The organism is Herbiconiux liukaitaii, from assembly GCF_041927495.1.
Classification (GTDB): domain Bacteria; phylum Actinomycetota; class Actinomycetes; order Actinomycetales; family Microbacteriaceae; genus Herbiconiux; species Herbiconiux liukaitaii.
In genome coordinates, this window is the sequence record NZ_JBHFHG010000004.1 from 124,242 (window position 1) to 138,880 (window position 14,639).

Genomic DNA, 14,639 nt, shown 5'->3' on the forward strand with positions numbered 1-14,639 from the left:
TCACCTGCACCGTTCCGACACCGCATAAGCGAACACTGGAGATCATCATGACCATCACCCCGAGAACCCGCATCCGCACCCGAACCCTCGGGGCCGGTGCCATCACGGCCGCCGCCGCCCTCGTGCTGTCGGGCTGCGCCAGCGCGCCCGAGACGAGCCAGAGCAGCGCGGGGGCCGCCACGAGCGACTTCCTGCCGTGCGCCGTCTCCGACCTCACCGGCTTCAACGACGGCCAGTTCAACGAGCTCACCTACGACGGGGTCGTGCAGGCCGCAGACGAGCTGGGCGTCGACACCCGCTCGGCGGAGTCGACCACGGAGGACCAGTACGCGGGCAACATCTCGGCGATGGTCAGCGAGAACTGCAGCCTCATCGTGACGGTCGGATTCGCCCTCGCCGCCGCCACCCGCGATTCGGCGGCCGAGAACCCCGACATCGACTACGCCCTCATCGACTCGACGATCTCCGACGACGAAGGAACCCCTCTCGAGGTCGACAACGTCAAACCCGTGCTGTTCGACACCGCCCAGGCCGCCTATCTCGCGGGCTACCTGTCGGCCGCCGCCTCGAAGACCGGAGTGGTCGGAACCTTCGGCGGGATGCCCTTCCCTTCGGTCACGGTGTTCATGGACGGCTTCGTCGACGGCGTCGCGAAGTTCAACGAGGCGAAGGGCGCCTCGGTGAAGGTGATCGGCTGGGACAAGACGGCCCAGGACGGGCTGTTCGTGGGCAACTTCGACGACCAGGTGCAGGCGAAGACCCTCACCGAGGGCCTGCTCGATCAGAACGTCGACGTGATCATGCCCGTCGCCGGCTCGCTCTTCCTCGCCTCGATCGAGGCCATGAAGGACCGCTCGGTCGACGGCGCCGTGCTCGGCGTGAACAACGACGCCTACGAGGCTGAGCCCGAGGGAGCCCCCTACTACCTGACGTCCGTGCTCAAGAACCTCACCACGGCGGCCGCCGACGTCACCACGGCTGCCGGCGACGGCGAGTTCGACAGCACCGCGTACGTGGGCACCCTCGAGAACGACGGCGTCGGCATCGCACCCCTGCACGACTGGGAGAGCCGCATCGACCCGGCCGTGATCGCCGAGATCGACCAGCTGAAGGCCGACATCATCAGCGGCGAGATCGTGGTCGACTCCCCCTCGTCCCCGAAGGAGTAGCACCCGCAGCGCCCACACTGCGTGCCCGCTTGCCTGCCGAAGGGCCTGAGGTGCCTCGCCGGCCCCCAGAGCAGGATCGCGCTCGCGCTGCGGGGTGTGACCGACCGCGCGCTCCCCGCCCTTGCAGGGCACTGATCGACACAGCCCCCTCCCCCACGGTCCACTCCCACACCCGGCCGAGTAGCGTTGCGGGTATGGAAGTCGCCACGCTGAGAACCCTGTCGGGTGTCGACGTGGAGGTGGCGCTGGCCTCCGAGGGCGGCAGCGTCTTCATCGCGGCGGCGGCCCGCGCGAGCGCACTCACCACGGATCCCATCCAGGCCTCCGCGACGAACCTGTATCGCTGGATCGTGAGCCGTGGGGTGCCCGAGACCGAGCCGGGCACTCAGGAGCCGTCGAGCGCCGCGCCCTACCTCGCTGAAATATCTGTCGAGCCGCCCGACGGGCTCATTGCGACGGAGGGCGCCATCTTCCCGGGAGGGTCGACGGTAGCGCCGCAGCGCGTCTGGCACTGGCATGCGCAGCCGGGCGGTGCCTTCCAGATCACCACAGAGGTGGACCACTGCGAGCTTGAGCTGGAGCTCGGGCTCGACCCGACCCCCTGACGAGCCCATCCCCACGATGCTCGAGGGACTGCCTATGATCGCGTCATGGGTACTGGGGGATATACGAGCAATTCGGGCTACGACTCGTCCGCGGATGAGAAACCGAGTTCCGGTCCGAACTATGACTACCCGTTCGCTCTTGCCGGGTTGATCGCCGGTGTCATGTCGCTGTTCTTCAACCCTTTCTTCCTCCCCTCCGCGATCGGGGTGCTCGCCGGAAGCATCGGCCTCCGTCACGCGCTCGCCCGCCGCACACCAGAAGGCCGCAAGCCGGGTTTCGGGGTGGCCGTCGCCGCACTCGTGCTGTCATCACTGGGCCTCGCCGGCTCCCTCTTCCTGACCGCGTCCGGCATCCTGACCTGAGCGGCGCGATTGCGACATCACGCAACCGACGCGACGGCCCCTCGTCGCAGTGCGCAGGTGAGGCTGTGTATCAAGCCCGGTGCAGCAAGTACGCTTCGCGGATGATGTGGAAGACGCCCGCGGCCGAACTCGAATGAGGTGGTTGTAGGGTCCGACCTAGTATTCGATATTCGAAACGTCGCTGAGAGTGGTGAACATGTCAGTTCTAGACATCATTTTTGTGATCGCGGTCATCGTGGTCGTGGTCCTGATCATCCTCGGCATGATGGCACTCAACAACCTCATCTTCCCTCGCCAGCCGCGGAACGACGGGAACGGAATCTACGAAGGCTACGACCTGAAGTAAGGCCGACCGTCAGTCCGAGACCAGTCCGCGGTTCTCTTGAGAAGGCACTCAGCCGAGCGGCGGTGGGGTTCGGAACCAGAGGCAGGAACGATCGAGTGGCGTGGGGATGCGTCAGCGGATCATGGTCGTCGCCGAGTGGGTGAGGGGTTCGCACGGATCACTCGAGCACGGCGTACGCCTCCACCTCGACCAGGACGTCGTCCTCGAAGAGGATGTCGACGCCGATGAGCGACGCGGGCGGCATCGGCTGCATGATGCCGAGCTCCTGGGCCACGAGGTCGACTCCTGCCATGAAGTCGTCCATCTTCTCCGGCGTCCCGGAACTGCAACACGATGCACACGGAGCCGACCAGTCGAGCGGTCAGTCACCGCCGAGTTGGGGCCCGCTCGTGGGGTCGGGGCGCTTGAAGGGCTCGTGGTCCGTGCCGTCCCACACGGAGCGGTCGTGCGTCTCGGGCTCGTGCTGGGGACGCTGCACCGACGGTTTCGCCCGGGTCACGACCAGTGCGAGACCGGTGACGATGAAGCCCGCGAGGGTCCCTGCGGGAACGAGGACGTACGAGAGCTGATTCAGAATGTACCCCGGCGATGAGCGGTCGACATCGGGGCCCATCATGACCTCTTGGCCTACGGGTGACACCGACCAGAGACCCAGCGCTGCGGACCCCAGGACGAGGATGCCCGCGAGGATCCAGAGTCGCGCCGCGACCGCATGTCGAGTGGCGGAAGGGTTCTGATCGTGGGTGCTCATCGCGTCCGTTCCAGGTGCGGGCGCCACTTCGAGGGCGGCGAGAGTCTGAGATCCGGCGAGGAAGACGATGCCGGCTACAAGCAAGGGCATCGAGATGCGGAGTCCGAAGCTCAGCAGGGTGAACAGCACGGCGTTCTCGGTGCGACAGCCGTAGCCGTCGGAGCAGGTCATGCCGAGTCCATCACCACTCGCACTCACGGCCGCGGCCACGAGCGTCGCGAGCCCGAGCATCAGGAACACGATCCCTGATGCCGTCAGAGGACGGCGGGCGCCGTGGAAGTTCATCCCGTCAGAGTCTCGGCCTGCGCCAGTCGGTGGACCACATCTGTAGAAGTTAGCCCGCCGGCAGCTGGGACTTCCACTCCCAAGACGACGCCACGGGATGGGAATCGCCCGCGCTCTTCGCCAGAGTCTCGATCCCGAACGCGGTCAGCGGGGCTTGAGGCCGGCGAGGAGGAGCTCCACGGCTGCACGTGACTCCGATGGCCAGTGCGGGCGGTCGTGGGCGGATCCGATGCCGTGCAGCACGATCATCACCGCGCCGACGGCCACGTCGTTGCGGATGGCACCGTCGGCGGCCGCCCGAGACAGGAGGTCGGCGACGGTGCGTTCGAGCTGGATTCCACCTTCGGCCAGCATGGCCGGGTCGGCGACTGCGGCGAGCGTGCGGGCGAGACCCGTGTGGGCCAGCACGTAGTCGACGAAGCCCCGCAGGAAGACATCCAGGTTCTCGCCGGCGCTCCGCGTCGGGTCGTGGGCCTGATCGCAGAGCGAGGCGACCTCGCCCTCGTACACAGCCGCCGCCAGCGCCTCTCGTGTGGGGAAGTGGCGGTAGAGCGTGCCCACCCCCACGCCCGCACGTGCCGCGAAGTCATCGAAGCGCACCTGTTCGTCCCGGTCGAAGACGTCGCGGGCGGCGGCCACGATCGCGTCCCGGTTGCGGCGCGCATCCGCTCGCAGAGCTCGAACCTCGGCCACGATGAGACCCCTTCTCGACAAACGGAGACCGCCTCCATATAGTCGTATATGGAGGCAGTCTCCATGTTAGCGAAGGATCACGCCATGCGCATTCTGATGTTCGGCCGCGGCGTCATCGCCACGATCTACGGTCGCGTGCTCCACGCCGCCGGCCACGACGTCGAGTTCTACGTGCGTCCGGGTCGGGCGGCGGAGTACGGCGACGAGGTGCAGCTGGACTGGATCGACGGGCGACACAAGCCGCTCGGTCGACGGGTTCGCGAGTCATTCCGAACTCGCTTGCGGGAATCCATCGACCCGGCCGACGACTTCGATCTGATCGTGCTCAGCGTCGGTCACCACCGTCTCGCAGAGGCGGCCGCGTTCCTCGCTCCCCGACTGGGTGGGGCGACGGTGCTGGTGTTCGGCAACCTCTGGGAGGAGCCGCTCGCGGCGGTGGCGCCGCTTCCTGCTGATCAGGTCGTGTTCGGGTTCCCGCAGGCCGGCGGGGGTTTCGACGACGACGGCGTGCTGTGGGGCGCCCTGCTGCCCTCCGTCATCGTCGGCACGACCGGCGCCTCGCCGACGCGGCGCGAGCAGGAGGTGCTCGAGGCCTTCCAGCAGGCGGCCATCACCGTGCGGGAGGAGATGGACATGCGGGGGTGGCTGTGGCTGCATTTCATCGCTGACGCCGGCATGTTCGACCAGGCCGTGCGGAGCGGGTCGCTGGCGGACATGGTCGGAGACCGTCGAGCGTTCCGAGACGCGTTCTCGACGACCCGCGAGCTGCTGCCCCTTCTCGAGGCCAGAGGTGTGGACCTCCGCCCGCATCGCAGCGCCACGCTGCCGTTCCGGCTGCCTCGCGTGGTCGCTGCGGCATCCGGATGGGCGACGGTCCTGATCCCGATCGCTCGAAGAAGCCTCGCAGCCCACACGGATCCGCACGCCCCAGAAGCGCGCGCCGTCCTCCGCGACACTCTGCGCGAAGCCCGCCGCCTCGGAATCCCCACCCCCCGCCTCGATCGACCTCGTACCTAGGCGGCGGCGCGGGAGCGGTAGGACTTCGGGGATTCGCCGAGGTGGCGTTTGAAGGCCGAGCTGAAGGCGCTCTCGGAGGAGTAGCCGAGGGTGAGTGCCAGGGCGCCGATTCGGGTGTCGCGACTCCGCAGTTCGCGTTGGGCGAGCAGCATGCGCCAGGTGATGAGGTAGGCCAGCGGCGGCATGCCGGCCGCGTCGCGGAAGCGTTTCGCGAAGGTGCTGCGCGACATCGAGGCCGCGTGCGCGAGGTCTTCGAGGCTCCAGCTTCTGGCCGGCTGCTCGTGGATGAGGTCCAGGGCGGGGCGAAGGCGATCGTCGGTGAGCACCTTCAGCCATCCGGCGGGCATCTCGGTGTCCTGGATGAACCCGCGGATGAGGTCGAGCACCAGGAGCTGACCGTACTGGCGGATGGCGAAGTCGGCGCCGACCCGGCGCGTGACGATCTCGGTGAACAGTCGTTGCACGTGACCGCGCAGCTGCGGGGCGACGGCGCTCGATGCGCCCACGTGGGCGACGGCCGGAAGGGCGCGGAGGAGGAGCTCTCTGCCGGTCGAGTTCAACTCGACTCGGCCACCGATGAGGATGTCGACGTCGGATGCCTGGGCGTCTTCCTCCGCGATCGCCGAGCCCGACGAAGGCGGTTCGACCATCACGGGCTCCTCATCCCCCTCGCCACCCTCGAGCGTCAACCAGGATCTCCCGTTCAGGATGGCGACGTCGCCGGAGACGAGTTCGATCGGGCCGTCCAGGCCGTCCGTCGCGAGGGTGGCGCGACCCCGGACCACGGCGATGAACTTGAGGTCATCGTCGATGGCGCTGTGCGTGCGCCACCGACCACGGACAGCGGATCCGCCCGACACGACGCTGCGCACCTCGATGAGGTCGAGCACTTCGGAGAGCCGATCCACTGCCATAACTGGACTATAGAGCATGAAAAAACGACGCTGCGTTATTCTCCATACGACGCGCGACAGTCAGGCTGGGGTATCGGAGATTCGAAAGGACACCCCATGACCGACCCCATGATCACCCTCGTCACCGGCGGCAACAAAGGCATCGGCCGCGAGATCGCGGCGCAACTGGCCCAGCTCGGCCACACCGTCATCATCGGCGCACGCAGTCTCGACCGGGGAGAAGAGACAGCTGCCGCACTCCGCGCGGCCGGCGGGCAGGTCACCGCCGTCGCCCTCGACGTCACCGACCCCGCCTCCGTCGCCGCGGCCGCCGAGCAGGTCGAGGCCGAGCACGGGCGTCTCGACGCGCTCATCAACAACGCCGGCATCAGCCACCAGCCGGGCGCCGACTTCGCCGGGCAGGTGCCCCGCACCGCCGACGTCGACCACGTCCGCGCCGTGTTCGAGACCAACGTGTTCGGGGTGATCACCGTGACCAGCGCGTTCCTCCCGCTCCTCCGCAAGTCGAGTGCGCCCCGGATCGTGAACGTCTCGAGCAGCGCCGGATCCCTCGCCGCCATCTCGGACTTCGGGAACACCGATCCGATCGCCCTCGGCTACGTGCCGTCCAAGACCGCACTGACCGCCGTGACGATGATGTACGCCCGCGACCTCGTCTCCGAGAACATCCTCGTCAACGCCGTGTGCCCGGGCTTCGTCGCCACCGACCTCAACGGTCACCGCGGCCTCCTCACCCCGGCAGAGGGCGCCCGCTCCGCAGTGACCATGGCCACCATCCCCGCCGACGGCCCCACCGGCACCTTCACCGACGTGAACGGCCCCGTCCCCTGGTGACACCCCCAGCTTGATTGCCCCCTCGGGATTCGGAGACGTGGGTGCGGGATGGACGCCAGCAGGTGGCTCAGCGGCCCGCTTCGGCGCCGCAGCGGAGTATGGCGGTGGGAAGCCCTCCCGGCGTCGGGATGTCGCGGAACTGGATGCTGGGTGCTGCGCTGATGCCGGCGGTGGCACCGCCGACCGCCCGGAGCTCGCCGTCGAAGTCGTCCTGCGTCGGGTCGGCCGTGGTGGCCCAGGCCACGAAGAAGCCATCGCTGTACGCGCTGCCGCCGATCACACCGCCCAGGAGCCACACGGCATTCGCGGGATCGGGTGACGCCGTGAGCCCGGAGATGACCGGCGGTTCGCCTTCCGGGTCGTAGTCCGGAATGGTCATCGCCGCATTGACTGCGGCGACGGCCGCCGCTGAGGCCGATTGGCACTCGGGCGTCTCGGCCGACGCGCCCTCCGGGTAGTGCTCACCCTCAGCGCTGCCACTCGACGAAGGCCCCGATTCAGGAGCCGCGTCAGCGTCGGCCGGCTCGGGATGATCGGTCACTATGGGCGCTGCGGTCGGCTCGGCGACGCACGCGGTGATCCCCATGCCCACCACGCTCAGCAGGGCCATCCCGAGAAGAACTCGCACCCCCGCGTCGCTCATACCGACACGATAGCCGCCCGATCGACACTTGTCGACGAGTTCCGCGAGAGCGGGCGGAGGCGGGCGGCGCCGGTCAGGAGCGGACGTGGACCTGGCTGCCGACGACGCGGAGGAGGGTCGCCCGGTGCTCCGCACGGACCGCTTCGGCGATGCGGGTGAACGCGCGCTTCGCTCGGACCCCGACGACGAGCGCCGCGATCATGACCAGGATGATGATGGCGAACAAGGCCAGCACCACAACCAGGAACACCGACGACGTCGCGAGGGTCGAACTGAAGATCGCCGAGCCGATACCCACCACGATGGCACCGGCGACACCGCCGAACAGCAGCATCGACGCGACGCGCCCACGACCGGCCACCTTCACGACGTCGGGCATCGAAGCGTTCAGCGCTTCGGTGACATCACGGCTGAGGTTCGCGTCGGCATCGTTCATACCTCCACTATGCCGTCCCCAGGTGAAGCTGCAGCCTCCGAGCACCTCGACGCAGCGATGTCAGCCGTTGGCGATGATCCCCTGGACGACCTGGATCGCCACGGCGATGAGGAACGCGTTGTAGAAGAAGCTCGTGACGCTGTGCAGCAGGATGACCCTCCGCACCTTCCGCGACGAGATCGTCACTCCCGACGTGGCGAACGCCGTGCCCACCGTGAACGAGAGGTAGAGGAAGTCGCCCAGAGTCGGATCCCTGCTGATCCCGGGGAAGCTGATCATCGACGCCTCGGGAAGTCGTTCGTACACGCTCTCGTAGATCCCCGCGAACCCCGCCTGCAGCAGCCCCCAGGCCACCACGACCCCCGCCGAGCCGAGCAGCCCGACGAGCAGCCCGTGCGAGCTCCCCGTGCCGTTCACACCCTCGGTGGTGAGCAGCGCCACGGCCGACGCGATCCCCGTGCCGCTCGCCACGATCGGCAGCACCCAGGAGAGATACTCCAGAACCTTGCGCGGGAGGGGCCTGCTGCCCACGGGAGCATCCCGGGTCGCCCGGTTGCGGAACACCGTGAACTGGAGCACGAGATACACGATCGCCACCGAGAGCCACGCGATCATGACCGGGATGAACGGCACGAGGATGTACACGATCGCCAGCACGGAGACGATCGTGGCGAACACGATGTCCGCGAGCTCGTCGACCTTCCGCGGCGGCCGCGGCCTGGGTTCGGTGGAGGTCATGGTCCCACCTTCTCACCCCCGCTCCACTGGGTGGGGTCGGCTGGTCAGTGTTGAGCAGGCGTCCAAGACATCGGAAACTTACATGCAGGCATGTAATGTTTGAGGGGTGCGAGCCAACAACCGAACCACGATCCTCGATGCCGCCATCCGCGTCTCCGCGCGGGATGGGGCCGCCAAGCTCACCCTCGAGGCGACCGCCGAGGAGGCCGGTCTCACTCGCGGAGGCATGACCTACCACTTCCGGGATCGCGAATCGCTGGTGACGGCGATGTACGAGCACCTCGCCGCCGAATGGGAGCAGCAGCTCGCCGAGGTCGCCGGGAAGAGCGCCGCAGAAGCCACCCAGGCGGAGCGGACGGCGGCCTACATCACGCTCGCCACGACCTCCGCCACGAGCGTCGACCTCGAGCTGATCCACGCCACCTCGAACGACCCGGCACTGCACCGGCCGCTCGACGAGGTGCACGAGCGCTGGACGCCGTCTCCCGAAGACGCCGCTCGCGACTCCGCCATCCGGCAGCAGTTCATCGCGTGCCTCGCGGCCGACGGCCTGTGGTCGTACGACGCCATGAGCAGCCGGCCGATCACGCCCTCGTTCCGGGCGGAGCTGACCCGGCAGATCGTCGACCTCGCACGGTCGGTCTGACCGGGCATGATCGCCCACCTCACCGGCACCGTTCTGCACATCAGCCCTCGCGGAGCGATCATCGACACCGGAGGGGTCGGCCACTCCGTGGAGCTCACCGCCCCGCACGCCGCATCGCTGACGATCGGCGACGATGTGTCGATGCACACCGTGCTCGTCGTGCGCGAGGACGCCCTGACCCTGTTCGGCTTCGCCACCGACGACGACCGCACCGTCTTCGACCACCTCATCACGGTCACCGGAGTCGGACCACGAGCGGCCATGGCCACCCTCGGAGCCCTCGACGCAGAGGCCATCGCGACGGCGATCGAGCGCGACGACGACGCTCCCTTCCGCAAGGTTCCCGGCGTCGGGCCGAAGACGGCGCGGATGATCGTGATGAGCCTGAGGGGCAAGCTGACCTTCCTGGCCAGCGATGTTCCGGCGTCGGATTCGGCACCCGTCGACACCCCCGCCCGCGGTGAGGCGCTGAATGCCCTGCTGTCGCTCGGCTGGACGCAGAAGCGAGCTGCGGCCGCACTCGAGCGGGTCTTCGCTGCGAACCCGAAAGCCGCTGAGAAGATGACCACCGCCCTCCTCATCCGGGCCGCGCTCGCACAGCTCACCTGACCGCGAGTGGGAGTGCGGCACAATGGGCCCAGGGGGTGCCGGATGGCTGCACAGGAACGCGACGTCGAGCAGTGGCTGCGGGCGGTGGGCCTGCCCACGTTCGTGCGCGACGGGGCGCGAGGCGACCGGCTGGTGAGCCGGGTGGTGCCGTTCATGGTGTTCGCGCTGTGCCTCGGCGTGTTCGTGCAGGTCGTCGCCGACGTCGACATCGACGTGGAGCTCGATTCCGTGCTCATCATCGTGCTGCTCGTCGGCTCGGTGATGCTCGCCGCCGTGGGGTTCGTGGTGGTGCCCATCGTCCTCGGGATCATCACGGCACGCGTGCTTCGCGCCCGCCCGCGCGCGGCCCTCTCGACCGGGATCGTCGTGCTCGTCTGCTACCTCGTCGTCCTCCCCGGCGTGACGGCCCTGACCGCATCGCTCGGCGAAGCCGCCTGGCACGCGGGGGTGCACCTCCTCATCGTGGCGATCGCCGGTCTGCTCACCTGGCTCGGCGTCGGATCGCTGCTCGCCTGGGCGGCGCACGCGGCGCTGCAGCAGCTCACGGCGATCGGGGCGCTCGTCACGCGCGCCCTCCCCATCCTCATGCTCGTGGTCGTGTTCGCGTTCTTCTCCAAGCCGCTGTGGGACGTCACGAGCACCATGTCCCCCGCGCGCCTCGTAGCCGTCGCGCTCTTCTTCCTCGTGCTCGGCCTGCTCTTCGTCATACCGGTCAGCCGCCTCGAGATGAAGGAGCTCGACGAGGGCATCGAGCCGGCGGAACGCCTGCGTCTCGTGCGGTCGTCCGGCCTCCCGGAGCTCGACGGCTACGCCTCGGTGCCTGGGCCCCCGCTCGCGCGGCGTGAACGCATCAACCTGCAGGCCGTGCTCGTGCTCGCCCTCGTGCTCCAGACACTGGTCTTCGCGGGTATCGTGTGCGTGTTCCTCCTCGTGCTCGGCTCGTTCGCGTTCTCGCCGGAGGTGCTGCAGGAGTGGGTCGGCGCGCGTCTCACCATGGTCGAGCTGTTCGGCGCGGAGGTGCCGTTCACCTGGGCGCTCGTCAAGACGTCGATCTTCCTGAGCTGCGTCTCGTCACTCAACTTCCTCGTGTCGGTCACCACCAACGCGGCCTACCGCACGGCGTTCTTCCACCCCCTCATCCACGACGCCCGAACTGGGCTCGCCGTGCGCGCGGCCTACCTCCGCCGCCACGAGCGCGCCGCCTCAGACACCCCCACCGAGGCCACTCGAACGGCGGAGGTCGAGCCTTTCCCGGGGGGCGCCGCCTGACATCAGTCGCTGGCGCCGCGCCAGTGGCTTAGCCGTCTGCGGACTGGGCGCGCAGCCGGACGCGTGAGGGCGGGGCGAGGGGCTCGCCATCGGAGTGGTGGGAGCTCTGTAGCATCTACGCCCGAAGCGCTTCCACGCCTGGGGAGCGGATGAACGGGCGGTGCGCCAGTGGCCCGCCAGGTCCTGGTGGGATCTCGTATGCTGGCCCGTATGCGGACCGCGGTGTTGCTCGGGGCAGGCGCGTCGGCCGACGCTGGACTTCCCCTCACCAATCAACTGGCCCAGGAACTGGTTCGCCGGTTCGGACTGCAGCACCAGCGATCGCCGCTGACCCGGGTGCTCAACTTCGTCTACGGCGCAATGGTGAGCCATGAGACAGAGCAGGGGGGCGATCCGTTCGCCGCAGTCAACGTCGAGACCCTGTTCTCCGCCATCCGTCTGCTCCGAGACCGGAACACGCACGAAGTCGCCCCGTTCGCGAGCTGGCGGGCTGGAGTCGGCGCACTCGATGCCTCGAGTGACGCTAGGGCGCTGTCGCGCCGCGTCGAGCAGGGGGCTTTAAAGGCGACGGGTCCCCGCTTTGGCTCGGGTGATGACCTGCTCGATGCCATTCGAGCGGTTGTGCACCAGGAGACGGGCGTGGGCGGCGATGGCACCTCCTACGCAGAACTCGAACCGCTTCTGCGGGAGCTCGTTGCAGAGATCCTTTCGTCACCGGTCACGGTCGATTACCTCTCTCCCCTCGCGGACCTTGCGTTGTCGCAGCCGGGCGGTCTAGACGTGATCACCCTGAACTACGACTTGACCATCGAGATGATGGCCGAGCAGCGGAGCGTGCCCGTACGTCGAGGCATTGAGACCTGGCGCCCCGGAGAAGACCTCGATATCGAGTCAGCCGATGGAACGATCAACCTGACGAAGCTCCACGGCTCCATCGATTGGGCTACGGAGACGTGGAGCCGCGAACGTGGCACACTTCCTCAGAAGATCGCCCGAGTGGCTTCCGGGGGTTCACGCCACTCCGACCCCGCCATCGTGATCGGGAACCGCGAGAAGCTCGAAACAGAAGGCTCGACACTCGCTCTCCTTCGCCGCTTCGAGCAGTCGCTTCGTCGGGCAGAACGATTGGTCATTGTGGGTTACTCGGGCGGCGACGCACACGTGAACGCCGTCGTACGAGACTGGGCCAACGCTGATCGCAGGCGCACCATCACCGTTCTCGATCCCCAATGGCCCCGATTGAATCTAGGGTGGGGCAGAGAGGACTTCAGGGACGAGCTCAACCGGCATCTCGGTCGGCCAGGCGAATCCGGTGATGGTCGGCGACTGGCCGCTGTTCGAGCCTTCGCGTCGGATGGGCTTGCACGAGCGCTCGCCCTGACACCCGCGCCTTCCGACCCGGAGCACTGGTTCAGCGTCGACGCGCGCACCGATCGCCACGTCGTCACACTGGAGGTGAAGAACGATGGACGGGATCTGGAACTAACGAGGTTCTATCCGCGCCGGCTGAGCGGCAGCGGCAGCGCATACCCGAACGGGATCGAGGTCATGCATCCGGCGGCGGAACACGACGAGCACCTCGTCCATTCCGTGTCCATCCCTGAGTTCCCTGCTGGATCGAGCGTCACTGTTCGACTGACCTTCATCGATGCGCGCACCGCGGCTGAGTGGTTTCTGCAGGTTCGGGGCGACCACGAGTTGGACTCAGTCGAAGAGAAGTTCGGTCGGCTCGTGGGATAGCCGATCAGCTTGGAGCACCGCCGCGTAATGTCACCCCGCCCGTGTCAGCACCGGCACCCGCCGGAGGGTAGGCTGCCGGCCGGATCCAGCTGACGAGCACGTCCATTGCCTGCCGATAGGCCGTGCCGGGTTCGGTCGTGTACACGAACAGGGTCTGGTCGGGGTCGCCGGGCAGGGCGAGGGCCTCGTACTCGATTGTCAGCTCCCCGACTAGCGGATGGCGGAGGCGCTTGGGATCCCGGTCACTTTGGGGTCGAGTCCGCCCGCTTCGTGGCTGCGGCCGGGGCGAGGATGGCCAGGGCCGCCAGGAGCATGACGGCGATGGCGGCCACCGCGGGGACGTTGCCGAAGGAATCGGCGAGGGCGAACACGAGCAGGGGCCCGGCCGCGGCACCGATGTCGCCCGCCGTGCGGGTGAGGCCCACCACGGCCCCCGCGGTGGCAGGGGCGAACCGCTCGCTCGTGAGCACGTTGGGCACCACGCCCGCCACACTCGTGGCGAGGTAGTAGGCCACGAGCACCGCGGCGAACGCGAGCGGCGCGGTCACGAGCGGGAACAGCAGCACGGCGGCCGCCGCCCCCACTCCGGCGGGGATGAGGATGCGCAGGCGCGCCCCGCGATCGACGGCCCGGCCGACGAGGGGCAGGGCCGCGATGCTCACCGCGGTACCCGCCGCCATGGCGACGCCGAGGGCGAGCGGGGTGAGACCGCCCGTGCTGTAGGCGAGCACCGGGATGAGCCCCTGCTCGCCGGCGAACCGCGCGAAGAAGGTGGCGAACGAGATGGCGACGAGCCCGACCACGAGACCCCGCGACCCGCGGGATCCGCTCAGCCCCGGCGAGCCGCGCAGGGCAGCGCCCTTGGGCCGCCGGCCGTCAGCGCCAGCGCCAGCGCCGGCGGGACCGTCGCCGCCAGCCCCATCGGCCCGCGCCTCCGCGGCGTGCGCCACCACGAACGCCGACCAGTAGTGCCGAGCCGGCCGCACCAGGTCGACCACCAGAGTCGCCACCAACGGCACCACCGCCAGCGCGAACGCGGCCTGCACCCCCCACGCCGTCACGGCCGCGCCACCGATGAGCGCACCCACCGCCGATCCGCTCATCTGCACCACAGTCGCCGTCGCCATCGTGCGACCGCGCCGCGAGGGAGGCGCACCGGCCACGAGCACGGCGAAGCCGATGGTCACCGCGGCTCCCCCGAGCAGCCCCGCCACGAGCCGCGCCGCGAGCAGCAGCGGCTCGGTCGGCAGCAGCCCGGTCACCGCGGTCACCAGCACGAGCAGCACCGAGACGATCTGCAGGAACGGCCGCGGCGGCACCCGACGCAGCGCGAGCCCCGCGGGCACGTTCGCGATCACCCGCCCGATGGCGAACGAGGCGATGAGCAGCCCGATGCTCCCCACGCCGATGCCGAACTGCTCCACCAGCACGGGCAGCGCCGGCACGATCACGCCCCAGGTCATCTGCGCCGACGCGATGAACGCGCAGACGAGCACCGCCTGGGCCCCGAGCCCCGCCGCACCGGGCGGCGGGGTCACGGGGCCGGAAGGCGGCGACGCCACAGGGTCGGGTCCAGGCGAG

The 14,639-nt window shown here is 68.7% G+C and carries 19 protein-coding genes; 10 read left to right on the top strand and 9 right to left on the bottom strand.

Translation table 11 applies throughout. The annotated features are described in order from the left end of the window. The first annotated feature begins 47 nt into the window (after nt 1-47). From ACEXQC_RS08205 to ACEXQC_RS08220, 4 genes are all read left to right on the top strand, one after another. On the top strand, nt 48-1,169 hold the full coding sequence (locus tag ACEXQC_RS08205) for a BMP family lipoprotein (protein ID WP_374820326.1): 1,122 nt from the start codon (nt 48-50) through the stop codon (nt 1,167-1,169). A 194-nt stretch (nt 1,170-1,363) separates the two neighbouring features. Then, on the top strand, nt 1,364-1,774 hold the full coding sequence (locus ACEXQC_RS08210; protein ID WP_374820327.1) for a hypothetical protein: 411 nt from the start codon (nt 1,364-1,366) through the stop codon (nt 1,772-1,774). Between the two features lie 45 nt (nt 1,775-1,819). Continuing rightward, nucleotides 1,820-2,137 (top strand): DUF4190 domain-containing protein, encoded by a 318-nt coding sequence (locus tag ACEXQC_RS08215; protein ID WP_374820329.1) that lies wholly within the window; start codon nt 1,820-1,822, stop codon nt 2,135-2,137. Between the two features lie 196 nt (nt 2,138-2,333). After that, nucleotides 2,334-2,483, top strand: coding sequence for a hypothetical protein (locus tag ACEXQC_RS08220; protein WP_374820331.1), 150 nt, complete (start codon nt 2,334-2,336; stop codon nt 2,481-2,483). A 157-nt stretch (nt 2,484-2,640) separates the two neighbouring features. Here the strand turns inward: ACEXQC_RS08220 and ACEXQC_RS08225 are convergent, their stop codons facing one another. From ACEXQC_RS08225 to ACEXQC_RS08235, 3 genes are all read right to left on the bottom strand, one after another. Next, a complete protein-coding gene (locus ACEXQC_RS08225; RefSeq protein WP_374820333.1) occupies nt 2,641-2,775 on the bottom strand; it encodes a hypothetical protein in 135 nt (44 codons plus the stop codon). Between the two features lie 69 nt (nt 2,776-2,844). Continuing rightward, nucleotides 2,845-3,519, bottom strand: coding sequence for a hypothetical protein (locus ACEXQC_RS08230; protein WP_374820335.1), 675 nt, complete (start codon nt 3,517-3,519; stop codon nt 2,845-2,847). Between the two features lie 144 nt (nt 3,520-3,663). Continuing rightward, nucleotides 3,664-4,212, bottom strand: coding sequence for a TetR/AcrR family transcriptional regulator (locus ACEXQC_RS08235; protein WP_374820336.1), 549 nt, complete (start codon nt 4,210-4,212; stop codon nt 3,664-3,666). Nucleotides 4,213-4,296: 84 nt separating this feature from the next. Between ACEXQC_RS08235 and ACEXQC_RS08240 the strand changes: the two genes are divergently transcribed. Further along, nucleotides 4,297-5,229 carry a ketopantoate reductase family protein gene (locus ACEXQC_RS08240; protein ID WP_374820338.1) on the top strand — a complete coding sequence of 311 codons (933 nt, stop codon included), beginning with the start codon at nt 4,297-4,299 and terminating at the stop codon, nt 5,227-5,229. Here the strand turns inward: ACEXQC_RS08240 and ACEXQC_RS08245 are convergent. Continuing rightward, nucleotides 5,226-6,143 (bottom strand): AraC family transcriptional regulator, encoded by a 918-nt coding sequence (locus tag ACEXQC_RS08245; RefSeq protein ID WP_374820340.1) that lies wholly within the window; start codon nt 6,141-6,143, stop codon nt 5,226-5,228. The genes ACEXQC_RS08240 and ACEXQC_RS08245 overlap by 4 nt on opposite strands. 96 nt (nt 6,144-6,239) lie before the next feature. On the opposite strand from ACEXQC_RS08245, the gene ACEXQC_RS08250 reads away from it, so the two are divergent. Then, entirely contained in the window at nt 6,240-6,977 is a 738-nt protein-coding gene (locus ACEXQC_RS08250) for an SDR family oxidoreductase (protein WP_374820342.1), read from the top strand. A 67-nt stretch (nt 6,978-7,044) separates the two neighbouring features. On the opposite strand, the gene ACEXQC_RS08255 is transcribed toward ACEXQC_RS08250, so the two are convergent. From ACEXQC_RS08255 to ACEXQC_RS08265, 3 genes are all read right to left on the bottom strand, one after another. Next, nucleotides 7,045-7,620 (bottom strand): hypothetical protein, encoded by a 576-nt coding sequence (locus ACEXQC_RS08255; RefSeq protein WP_374820344.1) that lies wholly within the window; start codon nt 7,618-7,620, stop codon nt 7,045-7,047. Between the two features lie 73 nt (nt 7,621-7,693). Next, a complete protein-coding gene (locus ACEXQC_RS08260) occupies nt 7,694-8,056 on the bottom strand; it encodes a hypothetical protein (protein WP_374820346.1) in 363 nt (120 codons plus the stop codon). A 60-nt stretch (nt 8,057-8,116) separates the two neighbouring features. After that, the gene (locus tag ACEXQC_RS08265) at nt 8,117-8,794 is read right to left on the bottom strand and encodes a DUF1345 domain-containing protein (RefSeq protein WP_374820348.1); all 678 of its coding nucleotides are present in this window, start codon (nt 8,792-8,794) and stop codon (nt 8,117-8,119) included. 106 nt (nt 8,795-8,900) lie between these two features. Here ACEXQC_RS08265 and ACEXQC_RS08270 point away from each other — a divergent pair, with 106 nt between their 5' ends. From ACEXQC_RS08270 to ACEXQC_RS08285, 4 genes are all read left to right on the top strand, one after another. Further along, entirely contained in the window at nt 8,901-9,440 is a 540-nt protein-coding gene (locus ACEXQC_RS08270) for a TetR/AcrR family transcriptional regulator (protein ID WP_374820350.1), read from the top strand. Nucleotides 9,441-9,446: 6 nt separating this feature from the next. Further along, nucleotides 9,447-10,049, top strand: coding sequence for a Holliday junction branch migration protein RuvA (gene ruvA / locus ACEXQC_RS08275; RefSeq protein WP_374820352.1), 603 nt, complete (start codon nt 9,447-9,449; stop codon nt 10,047-10,049). A gap of 42 nt (nt 10,050-10,091) precedes the next feature. After that, on the top strand, nt 10,092-11,318 hold the full coding sequence (locus ACEXQC_RS08280; RefSeq protein WP_374820354.1) for a hypothetical protein: 1,227 nt from the start codon (nt 10,092-10,094) through the stop codon (nt 11,316-11,318). A gap of 210 nt (nt 11,319-11,528) precedes the next feature. Next, a complete protein-coding gene (locus ACEXQC_RS08285; protein WP_374820356.1) occupies nt 11,529-13,058 on the top strand; it encodes an SIR2 family protein in 1,530 nt (509 codons plus the stop codon). Nucleotides 13,059-13,062: 4 nt separating this feature from the next. Here ACEXQC_RS08285 and ACEXQC_RS08290 read toward each other — a convergent pair whose 3' ends face one another. Both ACEXQC_RS08290 and ACEXQC_RS08295 read right to left on the bottom strand, forming a co-directional pair. Further along, nucleotides 13,063-13,413 (bottom strand): MmyB family transcriptional regulator, encoded by a 351-nt coding sequence (locus ACEXQC_RS08290; protein ID WP_374822010.1) that lies wholly within the window; start codon nt 13,411-13,413, stop codon nt 13,063-13,065. After that, entirely contained in the window at nt 13,301-14,620 is a 1,320-nt protein-coding gene (locus ACEXQC_RS08295) for an MFS transporter (protein WP_374820358.1), read from the bottom strand. The genes ACEXQC_RS08290 and ACEXQC_RS08295 overlap by 113 nt, the downstream gene beginning before the upstream one ends. Between the last annotated feature and the right edge of the window lie 19 nt (nt 14,621-14,639).

Coding starts and splice junctions, on each gene's coding strand:
- ACEXQC_RS08280 (WP_374820354.1), top strand. CDS start 10,092: ATGGCTGCACAGGAACGCGACGTCGAGCAGTGGCTGCGGGCGGTGGGC.
- ACEXQC_RS08245 (WP_374820340.1), bottom strand. CDS start 6,143: ATGGCAGTGGATCGGCTCTCCGAAGTGCTCGACCTCATCGAGGTGCGC.
- ACEXQC_RS08250 (WP_374820342.1), top strand. CDS start 6,240: ATGACCGACCCCATGATCACCCTCGTCACCGGCGGCAACAAAGGCATC.
- ACEXQC_RS08240 (WP_374820338.1), top strand. CDS start 4,297: ATGCGCATTCTGATGTTCGGCCGCGGCGTCATCGCCACGATCTACGGT.
- ACEXQC_RS08255 (WP_374820344.1), bottom strand. CDS start 7,620: ATGAGCGACGCGGGGGTGCGAGTTCTTCTCGGGATGGCCCTGCTGAGC.
- ACEXQC_RS08205 (WP_374820326.1), top strand. CDS start 48: ATGACCATCACCCCGAGAACCCGCATCCGCACCCGAACCCTCGGGGCC.
- ACEXQC_RS08260 (WP_374820346.1), bottom strand. CDS start 8,056: ATGAACGATGCCGACGCGAACCTCAGCCGTGATGTCACCGAAGCGCTG.
- ACEXQC_RS08285 (WP_374820356.1), top strand. CDS start 11,529: ATGCGGACCGCGGTGTTGCTCGGGGCAGGCGCGTCGGCCGACGCTGGA.
- ACEXQC_RS08225 (WP_374820333.1), bottom strand. CDS start 2,775: ATGGCAGGAGTCGACCTCGTGGCCCAGGAGCTCGGCATCATGCAGCCG.
- ACEXQC_RS08220 (WP_374820331.1), top strand. CDS start 2,334: ATGTCAGTTCTAGACATCATTTTTGTGATCGCGGTCATCGTGGTCGTG.
- ruvA (WP_374820352.1), top strand. CDS start 9,447: ATGATCGCCCACCTCACCGGCACCGTTCTGCACATCAGCCCTCGCGGA.
- ACEXQC_RS08230 (WP_374820335.1), bottom strand. CDS start 3,519: ATGAACTTCCACGGCGCCCGCCGTCCTCTGACGGCATCAGGGATCGTG.
- ACEXQC_RS08265 (WP_374820348.1), bottom strand. CDS start 8,794: ATGACCTCCACCGAACCCAGGCCGCGGCCGCCGCGGAAGGTCGACGAG.
- ACEXQC_RS08215 (WP_374820329.1), top strand. CDS start 1,820: ATGGGTACTGGGGGATATACGAGCAATTCGGGCTACGACTCGTCCGCG.
- ACEXQC_RS08210 (WP_374820327.1), top strand. CDS start 1,364: ATGGAAGTCGCCACGCTGAGAACCCTGTCGGGTGTCGACGTGGAGGTG.